Consider the following 10,685-nt stretch of genomic DNA (forward strand, 5'->3'; position numbering starts at 1 on the left):
GATGTGGTTGTAATGTCGCTTCTTTTTAAAAAACGCCCCACACTACGGGGGGAAATCTTTTCGACAATTCCTCTTTTTATGGCTTCATCCGCCAACTCTGAAGGTGTCCAATGGCTCACTGGTCTGTCTGATTTTTCACATTCTTCACAAGCGATCGCTACAATCTGGACTACTTGTTCGACCGTAAAGGATTTTGTTGTTCCAGGTCTTGGGCGATCGCTTAAAATTCCTTTGATCAAGACCATTAATGCTTTCTCCGTTACCTGTTGTTCTTCGGCGGCACTCAGTTTTTCTCTCTCCTCAAACCATCGCGATCGCCACTGACGCACTTGTACTCGGTCTAATTCTAATCTTCGACTAATCGAACTATTGCTCTCTCCTGATGCTGCGGCTAAGATTAGCTTGGCTCGTCTAACAAGGCGATAGGGGTTTGTTGTCCCTCTCACTATTTGTTGGAGTACTGTTTTCTGTAGGTTGGAGAGGTTAATTGGCAATGCTTTTATCATGGACATCAACTTCGAGATTCGTCCGTTAGTTTCATTGAAACACATTGTCGTGGCTAGTCACGAAAGTTTCTGTAAAAATCTGGTGGATTACTTTCGCCAAGCTGCACTAGCTTGACAATTGATAGAAGCGAGAGCGTGTCTTTATAATTGGGTTTAAAAATAAGTCTGTTTTTGATAATTTTAAATTTCCAGAACCTACAACTTTGAATAAGCCCCCGACTTTAGCACAAGTGTTAGAAAATGAAAGCGAGATGGACCAAAAATACTATTTTAGTGAAAAAGCACTCGCAGGACTTAAACAAACAAAACACTTCACCTCAATGAATAAAGGACGCGTACAAGCCCTTGATCAACCTTGTAATACAGTGGGGGCGCATCTCGCAAAGGTTAGTATCAATAGCACTGATCCCATATTATTGATTAATAATCGTTAGAAGTTTCGCATTGACAGAAAATAAAAATTATGCTGTCAAAGAATTAGTGGGAGATAATTGTTCTAAAATAAACTCCCGTGCCACTTTTAAAGAAAGCTCTCTTTGGAGAGAATACCAAGACTCTATAGTTGCTTTAATTCTCATCAGTTCCAATTGACAAAATGCTCTTAAAGAACAGAAAATATGAGTAACAATAGCTTTTGTCGTTCTTACTTGAAACTTAGATAATCCACACAATTGTTTTAAAGCTCTATGATAGCATTCTATTCCCCAATGAATAGTTTGTAACTCTCTAAAATCATCGCGCTTCCAATCCATAAGTTTAGATTCATCATATAGAAAAGTAGCATAATAACGACAACTTCCGTGTTTAAAAGTCCTCTTAAATATTTTTACTTTTCCGAATTTTTTGATAATTACTATCAATTCATTATTAGGAATTTCCAACTCCTCTACTCTTTGATATTTATCTCCTTCTACTTTTACTTGTCTATTTTTGGCTATTCCTACTTGAAAATTCAGTTCTTTGTCTCTAAAAAATCTTAAATTCTCTTTAGAAGAATACCAACAGTCTGTCGTTATAGTAGAAGGTTTTACCCCCCACTTGATTACTTCTACGATCATCTCTCTTAAGTAATCATTTTTTGTTTTATTATCTAGAGGATCATAAAGGCGATAATTAATAGGCATTGATTTTCCATCATAGTCAGTATAATACAAAGTAATTAGGGTTTGCTGAAAAAGTTTCTCCAAAATTTATGCCACTTTTGACCAAGGATTTTCTGACAAATCAATAAGTTTTAGTACATAAAAATTGTTTAAAGTATAATCAAAATTAATGAAAGGCGGTTTGATAAGTTCCCCTGTTCTATTATTAGTAAATAAGGACAAAAAAAGCGACAAAAACTGCCTCAGAAGTTTACAAAGATTGACAACAAAAAATGTAATAGCAATAGATGTAATGGAGGTTTCAGGGAGTTTTGTCATCACGAGATTTAGGCTAAATCTTCGTTTAGCTTGTCCAAACTTTCCCTCAATAGCATTACGGAAGCATTCATCGGAGTGGGCTTGTTTCTTTTCTTCTTCACTGACATTTTTCGGAGGTCTTCCTAACTTCGGACCACTGATTCTTATCCCTCTTTCCTTACACCAATTTCTGTTTTCCCTAGTTCGATAAATTTTATCTACATGGACGGATTCGGGATAATAGCCAAACGTTTCTTTATACTTTTCTACTTGTTCTTTTAAATGACAAGATTCATTGAAGTTTTCCCAACTTATTTTGTCTAGAAACACATAGTTATCTACACAGCTTACTGAGAGTTTAGCTCCAAACTCTATTGGTTTTCCTGCTTTTCCCCTCACTATTGGACGAATATGCGGTTGAGTTAAACTTACAATTCTTTGAGGAACACTCTGGGTCTTATTCTCCCACATTGACTGTTGTTGTTCATAAACTTTTTTGATAGTCTCTAGACAATTTTTCTGTCTTTTACTCAGATTTTCCAGGGAAGCCCCAGCTTGAATTAAGTCTTCTATATTTCCTAAATTTTTCTTAAGGTATTTTAACTGTTTCCCGATAGCTTTTCTTCTTTCTTGATAAGATACTTTTCGTTTTTTAGCTACTTTTAAGTATTCCTTTCTAGCAATTTTTCTAGAAGTTCTCGGCTTTTTTCTCCTTTTTCTTGGAGACAATCCTTTTTTTTTACTTCTTTATCACTCTTGTCTATTTCTCTTTTTACTATTTTTTTATTGATTTTGTTTATCAATTCTCCATCAATTCTTTTCCTAAAATGAACTAGCATTGAAGATTCCAGTGGTGGCTCTTGTTGATAACAATTTAAACCTATAAAGTATTGTAGATAGGGATTTTCTCTAATCTGTTCTATAGTTTCTCTATCACTTGTTCCTAATTTTTCCTTAATAATTAATGTCCCTAATGCCATTCTAAATAGTTTGGCTGGCGCACCTTTTTCTGCTGAAAAAAGTTTAGCATATTCTTCCTCAAAATCATCCCAAGGTATCAACTCTGCCATGATTACCCAACGATTATTGGGGGACAATTTGCCCTCGAAAGGTAATTCAAATTTTTCTGGGGGCGGTAAAGGTTGCTCCTCTTTTCGATACATTTCTTCTTGACCAACAACTGGGAGGTGTTTCTACCAATTATAGCGGTTTGTAGCCGACAAAGCTGATCTTTTTTGCGATCGCGAATATGGGTGTAACCTTTTAAAGAATAGGGTTTTTGCTTTTATTCAGCAAACCCTACTTAATCCCAATATTATCCCTACGAAAGTTATCAAAAATAGTAATTTTTTGTTCATTCAATAAAAGTAACACTATCTTTCTGAAAGCTGATAACTAAATTTTACAACCAATTACCTACTAAAGTATAGGCTGACCAATAAAAGGGGTGTCTATACCAACGGTTTTTTAACATGGTTGATTGTGCTTTTCTTAACGCTTCTGCTTTGGATAATTTATTAGTGGATAATTCTTTATAAAATTGTTCCATAATTACCGCAGCAGCTTGATCGTTAACAGACCATAATGTTGCTAAGGTACTCCTAGCACCAGCACGGACGGCAAACCCTGCTAACCCCAAAGCAGCCCGACTATCTCCTGATGCTGTTTCACAAGCACTTAATATTAATAGTTCAATGGGGTTACTTCCTCTCGGGTCATTTTCCTTGAGTAATTTTTCTAATTGTAACACATTGATGTAACTATCCCAAGCAACAATAAAAGTTTGTTCAAAGTCAGAACTAAATTGACCATGAGTGGCAAAATGAACTATAGGAAATGATTGATTTTTTAAAACTTTCTCTAAATTATTGAGGGTAAAGTCTTCGTTGAGTAAAGCAGTATTAGGTACTTTTTTCTGAATAGATTTTAATTCCTGTTGAACATAAAATAAAGGAACAAATTTTTCTTGTTCAAAGGTTTCTGTAAGTCCTCCAAATAATGTCTTTAATCCTCTATTTTGTAGGGGTTTTGGGGATAATAAGGTTAACCCAGGACTCACGGCCACCTTATAGTTTTCAATTAGATATTTTTGACCGTTGTATAAAGCACCCATGGGCGCATTTCTAAAGACTCCATCGGAAACAAATAGTAAGGTTTCAATTTTAAATTCTTCTAGAGTTTCTCGGAAAGGTTCAATCAACCATTCATAGAGGACTTTTCCATCGTCAAAAAAGGCTTTCTGACTTCGTATTACAATATTATAGCGAAATTGTTTAACTTGTTTTTCTAATTCTTTTTGAGTAATTTTCGTGGTATGAAACGCCAGAGATTTATCGGGTAAACTCACTAAAACTGCTAGGCGATCGCTTAAAATAATTGGGTAAATAATAGCTGCAGTGGGATCTATTTCAGCCACATCTACTGGCTCATTTTCCACACAAATGTCATTGAAAAAATTGTTGATTTGTGCTACCTGTAATGCTTCTATTTGTTGCCGAGCTTGTTCTAAGGTTTGTTGGCTCACTATTGTTTGATTATTGTTGGGTAATAATAAACTAAGTAATTCTCGATAAACGGGGTCAACTTTCTCTTGAAAAGAAAATTGGTTATCTCTATTATTAGCTAAATCAACTGTTAGGATTTGCAGACTTCTTACTGCTTCTAAATATGCTGCAATCGCCTCTTTTTTAAAATCCAATATATATAAAATTCTTCCTAGTTGCTATTGCAATACATAGGTATTATTGGGAATTTGTTTTGACTGAGCTTTTATTAATGCTTGTTCAGTAAATTTTTTAGCTTGATTGTTCAAAAAGTTACTGCTTAAGTTAATTTGATTACTATCAGAAAATTGATGATTATTTTCACAGTTATACAAATCGGAAACCAAATTATTATTGTTTTGACAAGCTTTATTAATAGCTAATTTTTCATATAGTTTACCCAGATTACCAAGAGCATAAATAATTCCTTTTTCATAGTTTATGATCTCAGCATCTTTTTGAGCATTCTCTAATAAATTTTGAACTTTTGTCCAGGAAGGTAACAAATCAGAAGCAGTTCCTAGATTACTCCATTTTAGTAAAAGATTAGCCAAATAAATTTGACTATCAACTTTAGTTTTACTTAAAGGTAATTGTAATATGATATTTTCTATGTCAATTAGTAATTCTTGAGCTTCTATCCAGGAATTTTCTGTGATCAATAGATTTAGTTTATTTAATTGAATCTTCAACCTAGTTTCAACATTACTCGCAGCAATAATAGCCTGTTGATAACTATCTTTTGCACCTTCAATATCATTTTGTAATTGTAAACCTTGTCCTATATTTAACAAAATGGATGCTTTTGTCTCCTGAGAATAAACTTGATCTAAAATTTTATTGAGTATTAATTCAGAAGTTCCTAAGTTACCCTGTTGACGTAAAATTTGCCCTAGACTTAACCATCCTGCTTGTTGTAATGATGTTAAATCATTTGATAAGTAAGGGTTAATCTTCTCAAGGTTTAATTGATCACATTCTAAGCTATTATCAATTAAATTTTCAGATAATTTCTGACAAGCTTTTGTATATAATCCTAATGATTGTAAAGCCCTAGCTTGATTAATATTAGTGAGTAAAACCCCAGAAGTATCTTGGACTTTTTCATAAGTAGCTGTGGACTGTTCCCAACTCGATAAAGCGGCCAAAGGGTTGCCTCTACCCAGAAATAAAGTACCTTGAATATTAAAAGCTTCAGCTAAGATAGGTAGAACTTTATTATTCTCTGGTTGAGACTGTAATAAGTCCAAACTTTTATTAATAGAACTATCTGCTTGTTGCCATTGTCCCAAATAACTATAAGCTAAAGCAAGATAACTTAAAACTCTACCTTGAGCAACAATTTCCCCTTGTTTTTCATAATCTTCAATAGTATTTAACCAAGTCTCAATAGCACGGTTAATCTCTCCTTGTTGGTACCATTTCCTTCCCTGTTGTTCCTGTTCTAGCAAAACAGGAGAAACTGCCATAACTTGATTCCAAGGGACATTAGACCAAGAAAAGGTTAAAATAAAACTCAGGAATAATAACAATAAAAAACGAACCAATGAACCCATAACCAACAGCATTTTACCCATGCCACTCCTCGTCCCTTTTAAAATAGCACGACTAAATTCTCCTGTGCAGAAAGAAATGCTTGTTTAAACCGCACCACTATTCTTACGGAATACAATTAACAGAGTTTTTAGGATAAGCTGAAGATCATACCAATGACTCCAATTTTTTTGATATCTTAAGTCAAGTTCAATAACCTGTTCAAAATTAGTGATTCGCGATCGCCCGTACACTTGCCATTCCCTCGTCATACCTGGTTTAACGTTTAAGCGTTGCCATTGGGGAACTTCGTAGTTTTCTACTTCATCTGGAGTTGGCGGACGGGTTCCCACAAGACTCATTTCCCCTTTCAACACATTCCAAAATTGAGGTAATTCGTCTAAGCTAGTGCGGCGCAAAAAACGCCCCACTGTAGTTATACGGGGGTCATTCGTATTTTTAAAGATAGCCCCTTGTGCTTGGTTGGCCACCTTCTCCTTGAGTTCTTCGGCATTGACGCACATAGAAGAAATTTAGTCATCCTAAACCGTTTTCCCAGCCAACCACAACGGGTTTGGTGAAAGAAAATGGGGCCTGGACTATCTATTTTGATGGTTATGGCAATGGGTATAAACAGAAAAGCGGTGATCAACAAACCCACTAAACTGCCTACAATATCTATTGTTCGCTTGATCCAGGAACACACAGAAGGGTGGGTTTCAGGAGGTTGCGGCAAACCAGGAGAGGGCTGAGCGGTTTCTAGGGTGCTGGTGATGGGGATGACCTCATCGAGTCCCGTCAGGGATAATACCGCCATGACTGGGGGAGAGGTGTGGTATAAAATTAGAGCAACATTTTTGCTTTTAGCCGCCTTAAAGTTATGGACTAAGGCCCCTATCCCACTACTATCCATAAATTCAGTTTCCTTGAAGTCTAAAATTAGCTGCTCAGAAAGGGAACCAGAGGCTAAATATTGATGACAAACCTGTTTAAAAAGCACTGCCTCTAATACGGTTAAACGTTTGGGCATTTTCATCACGGGGTAGTTGTCAACGATGACAATGGGGAAGGAAGTTTCTGGGCTTTGGATAGTCATCACCTGTTATGAATGGGGCCATTTATTTCAACGTAGAGGACGCTTTCCTTTGTCCTGCTGCATTTTTTCTTTCGCCTTACCTGCACTGCGTCTGAGAGCTTGCAGACGAGACTCATATTGTTTGCGTTGGCGACGGTTAGGAGTTTGCTCAATCAGTGTTTTGAAAGCACTGCCAAGACTTTTATAAGCGTTGGGCAAAGTATAACCAAAACGAGTCGCTAATGCAATAGCTTTTTCATCAGCTTCTATAGATTCTTTTAATTTTCGTTCTCCGTTATTTTTCTGCCAGAGTCTATACCCAGAAATTCCGCATAAACCTAATGCCAAGAGTAAGAGTAAGCCATCTTGTACCCAAAGTTCTCCTACTGCACCCCCTAAACCGATGGCCAAGGCAGCCATTTCCCATCCTTCTCTGGGGATAGTATCGTTTTGAATACGGGCAACCTCGTGCCAAAAGAGCAAATTTCTCTGATCAATGGCTAAACTTTCCCATTTAGCTAAGTCAATTTGAATTTCTACCTCATCTCTTCCCAATTCTTCACAGCGTATGAGAGGGGGGTTTATTTCTGTACTGCCTTCCACCATCACCCAGTTTTGTAGTTCTGGGGGTAATAGTGTTTTTAACCGCCTTAACTCACTCATTTCTGCTCTAGCAGAGGAAGTTACGTATGTCATAGTCCTACGAGATTTACATTGGTTACTAAGGACTTCATCTTAGCAAAAATCTGGGTTTAATTGCTGCTAATAATGACACTTTTTCCATCTGTCTATCTGCTCACTATTGTAGTACAAAAATTAATGAGGACGTTTTTTATTCTTAATGACTTGTGCCATACTTCCAAAGAAACCGAACCTTTAAGGACGGGTTTCACCATAACTTCTCCTTTTTTTCTCTTTTACATTTCGTTACAATAAGGTTAAGCAACAGCGAAGAAAGATAAAATCGCTGACAAAATAGGAGGTTATTCAAATGAATAACAATATAAGAGTTGGAAATTTATTCGGTATCCCTTTTTATGTCAACCCTTCATGGTTTTTGGTTTTAGGGTTAGTTACTTTTAGTTATGGGGAACAGTTAAGCTTATTTCCTCAACTGAATGGTTTGCTCCCTTGGCTATTAGGTTTTATTGCTGCTTTATTATTATTTGCTTCTGTCCTAGCACACGAATTAGGTCATAGTTTTGTAGCTATTTCTCAAGGAATTGACGTTAAATCTATCACCTTATTTTTGTTCGGGGGATTAGCTAGTTTAGACAAAGAATCCGATACACCTTTAGAGGCTTTTTTAGTGGCGATCGCTGGACCTGGAGTTAGCTTATTATTGTCTGCTATCTTCTTCTTTACTGCCTTTAACTTTAACTTTTCGGCACCCATTGCAGCGATTATTGAGTTATTAGCTTTCATTAACTTAGTATTAGGGTTATTTAACTTAATTCTTGGTTTACCTTTGGATGGAGGAAATATCTTAAAGTCTCTCGTGTGGAAGATTACAGGAAACCCCAATAAAGGGATTATTTTTGCTAGTCGTGTGGGTCAAGTATTCGGTTGGTTAGCAATTGCGATCGGTGGTTTATCAATATTAGGTATTCTTCGATTTGGTAATTTCTGGACGTTATTAATTGGTTTCTTCTTATTACAAAATGCAGGAAATTCTGCTCAGTCTGCAAGAGTACAGGAAACCCTGAATGGTTATACGGCAAAAGATGCGGTTATTCCTAATAGTCCCATTGTTTCTGGTGAGTTGAACGTTCGTGAATTTGTCAATGATTATGTCATCGGAAAAAATCAATGGAGAAAGTTCTTAGTTGTTAATGAAGAAGGAAAACTATCCGGGGTTTTAGAAGTAGAAGGATTGAAAAGAATATCCACATCTGAATGGACAGAGATTAAACTTTATGAAGTCATGCAACCAGTCCAAGACTTGATAACTATTCAGTCTGATGAAACCCTCTTAGAGGTGGTGAAACAGATTGAAGAAGATCCCCTACAACAACTGACAGTAATTGGAGAAAATGATCAGGTTTTAGGGTTGTTAGAGAAAAGTTCAATCATTGAGTTACTGCAAAAAGATAAGCAAGCTAAAACTGCATAATTCAAGATAATTAACAGATGATTAGGTAGGGTTCAACGGCCGTTGAACCCTACAATAATTATTAGTATAATATTTTATGAAAATGAATAGTAACACATCCTTGTAATTGCTTTACACTGTTTATAAATTAAATAAAAACTCGCTATGAATAATATCCAAAAGGTTTCAAATAAAAGATTTTTTATTGCTCTCATTCCTCCTAAAGATGTACAAGAAGAAGCAACAAAAATAAAAGAGCATTTTCGAGATGTTTATAATAGTAAAGCTGCTTTAAAATCTCCCCCTCATGTCACCTTACAACCACCTTTTGAATGGGATATAGAAGAGTTACCCAAATTAATTCAAGAATTAAATGATTTCTCAGCATTTCAACAACCATTTTCTATGACTTTAAATGGTTTTGCTGCTTTTAAACCCCGTGTTATTTATATTGATGTAGTTAAAACTAGGGAACTTATCTCGATACAAAAATCCTTAATGTCTCGTTTAGAATCTTCTTTAAATATTGTTCATCCAGTATCTAAAAAACGTCCTTTTACTCCTCATCTAACTGTTGGGTTTCGGGATTTAAGTAAAAAGAACTTTTATCAAGCTTGGGAAGAATTTAAAGAGAAAGAATTATACTACAATTTTAGAATAAATGAACTTACATTATTAATCCATAATGGAAGAATTTGGGAAATTCATTCTGAATATAAATTTAACTTAACATGAATGGTTAAGGTGGGCAATACCCACCCTAATAATTATCCTTTGACACATAAAACCTGTTTTAAAGTCGCCACAACCTCTACTAAATCAGATTGTTGATTGATGACTTTTTCGATGGGTTTATACGCCCCAGGTATTTCATCTAATACCCCTCTATCTTTACGACATTCTACACCTTCTGTTTGCTCAATTAAATCGTCAAGAGTGTATGCTTTTTTTGCTTTAGTTCGAGACATTAAACGCCCGGCACCATGAGAGCAAGAACAATAACTATCATGGTTTCCTTTCCCTTTTACAATGTAAGATTTTGTCCCCATTGAACCAGGAATAATACCATAACCTTCTTCTCTAGCTCTCACTGCACCCTTACGAGTAACATACACTTCTTTGCCAAAATGTAGCTCTTTTTCCGCATAATTATGATGACAGTTTACAGATAATAAAGGTTTTGTTGTTTTACCTCCTCCTAAGTGTTTATCAATAATTTGTTTAAACCGTTTCATCATCACATCTCGGTTAAAACGGGCATAATTTTGCGCCCATTGTAAGTCTCGCCAATAAGCAGCAAATTCATCAGTACCTGCTACAAAATAAGCTAGATCGGGATCTGGTAAAGAAAGATTTGCTAATTTTGCTAACTTTTTGGCCTCACGGGGTGACAAGTAGGTTGAAAAGTAAGTCCAGAGCGGTTTTTCTCTGTTACCCGACCCTAAACAATTGTCGGCAACCAGAGAGCTTATTGAGAATGAACGATAATGATAATCATTTGCAAATGGGGGGAAAAAAACTAAGGACAAAAAAAAT

General features: G+C 35.8%; 7 protein-coding genes and 4 pseudogenes. 3 read left to right on the forward strand and 8 right to left on the reverse strand.

What is annotated here, in order from left to right; all coding sequences use genetic code 11:
- Window positions 1-551, reverse strand: a 551-nt coding sequence (locus tag CWATDRAFT_RS26220; protein WP_042712484.1) for a helix-turn-helix domain-containing protein, incomplete at its 3' end; no start/stop codon positions are given.
- A gap of 101 nt (window positions 552-652) precedes the next feature.
- Between CWATDRAFT_RS26220 and CWATDRAFT_RS26225 the strand changes: the two genes are divergently transcribed.
- The gene (locus CWATDRAFT_RS26225; RefSeq protein ID WP_412093279.1) at window positions 653-940 is read left to right on the forward strand and encodes a hypothetical protein; all 288 of its coding nucleotides are present in this window, start codon (window positions 653-655) and stop codon (window positions 938-940) included.
- A 27-nt stretch (window positions 941-967) separates the two neighbouring features.
- On the opposite strand, the pseudogene CWATDRAFT_RS26230 reads toward CWATDRAFT_RS26225, so the two are convergent.
- From CWATDRAFT_RS26230 to CWATDRAFT_RS26260, 6 genes and pseudogenes are all read right to left on the reverse strand, one after another.
- A pseudogene (locus CWATDRAFT_RS26230) lies at window positions 968-1,669 on the reverse strand (transposase); the annotation flags it as partial.
- 27 nt (window positions 1,670-1,696) lie between these two features.
- Window positions 1,697-3,069, reverse strand: a pseudogene (locus CWATDRAFT_RS26235) (transposase).
- Between the two features lie 239 nt (window positions 3,070-3,308).
- Window positions 3,309-4,604 (reverse strand): CHAT domain-containing protein, encoded by a 1,296-nt coding sequence (locus CWATDRAFT_RS40570; RefSeq protein ID WP_007307846.1) that lies wholly within the window; start codon window positions 4,602-4,604, stop codon window positions 3,309-3,311.
- 24 nt (window positions 4,605-4,628) lie between these two features.
- A complete protein-coding gene (locus CWATDRAFT_RS40575; protein WP_007307845.1) occupies window positions 4,629-6,026 on the reverse strand; it encodes a tetratricopeptide repeat protein in 1,398 nt (465 codons plus the stop codon).
- Window positions 6,027-6,089: 63 nt separating this feature from the next.
- A pseudogene (locus CWATDRAFT_RS26255) lies at window positions 6,090-7,078 on the reverse strand (anti-sigma factor antagonist).
- 27 nt (window positions 7,079-7,105) lie between these two features.
- Window positions 7,106-7,753, reverse strand: a complete 648-nt coding sequence (locus CWATDRAFT_RS26260) for a DUF3318 domain-containing protein (RefSeq protein WP_007307842.1) — start codon at window positions 7,751-7,753, stop codon at window positions 7,106-7,108.
- Between the two features lie 295 nt (window positions 7,754-8,048).
- On the opposite strand from CWATDRAFT_RS26260, the gene CWATDRAFT_RS26265 reads away from it, so the two are divergent.
- Both CWATDRAFT_RS26265 and CWATDRAFT_RS26270 read left to right on the forward strand, forming a co-directional pair.
- Window positions 8,049-9,170, forward strand: coding sequence for a site-2 protease family protein (locus tag CWATDRAFT_RS26265; RefSeq protein WP_007307839.1), 1,122 nt, complete (start codon window positions 8,049-8,051; stop codon window positions 9,168-9,170).
- 144 nt (window positions 9,171-9,314) lie between these two features.
- Entirely contained in the window at window positions 9,315-9,884 is a 570-nt protein-coding gene (locus tag CWATDRAFT_RS26270) for a 2'-5' RNA ligase family protein (protein ID WP_007307840.1), read from the forward strand.
- A 32-nt stretch (window positions 9,885-9,916) separates the two neighbouring features.
- Here the strand turns inward: CWATDRAFT_RS26270 and CWATDRAFT_RS26275 are convergent.
- Window positions 9,917-10,528, reverse strand: a pseudogene (locus tag CWATDRAFT_RS26275) (RtcB family protein); the annotation flags it as partial.
- Window positions 10,529-10,685: the final 157 nt, after the last annotated feature.

The organism is Crocosphaera watsonii WH 8501 (assembly GCF_000167195.1).
Taxonomy (GTDB): Bacteria; Cyanobacteriota; Cyanobacteriia; order Cyanobacteriales; family Microcystaceae; genus Crocosphaera; species Crocosphaera watsonii.

Bases quoted from the DNA above. Each gene is read 5' to 3' on its own strand.
- CWATDRAFT_RS26270 (WP_007307840.1), top strand. From the start codon at position 9,315: ATGAATAATATCCAAAAGGTTTCAAATAAAAGATTTTTTATTGCTCTC.
- CWATDRAFT_RS40575 (WP_007307845.1), bottom strand. From the start codon at position 6,026: ATGGGTAAAATGCTGTTGGTTATGGGTTCATTGGTTCGTTTTTTATTG.
- CWATDRAFT_RS26260 (WP_007307842.1), bottom strand. From the start codon at position 7,753: ATGACATACGTAACTTCCTCTGCTAGAGCAGAAATGAGTGAGTTAAGG.
- CWATDRAFT_RS26265 (WP_007307839.1), top strand. From the start codon at position 8,049: ATGAATAACAATATAAGAGTTGGAAATTTATTCGGTATCCCTTTTTAT.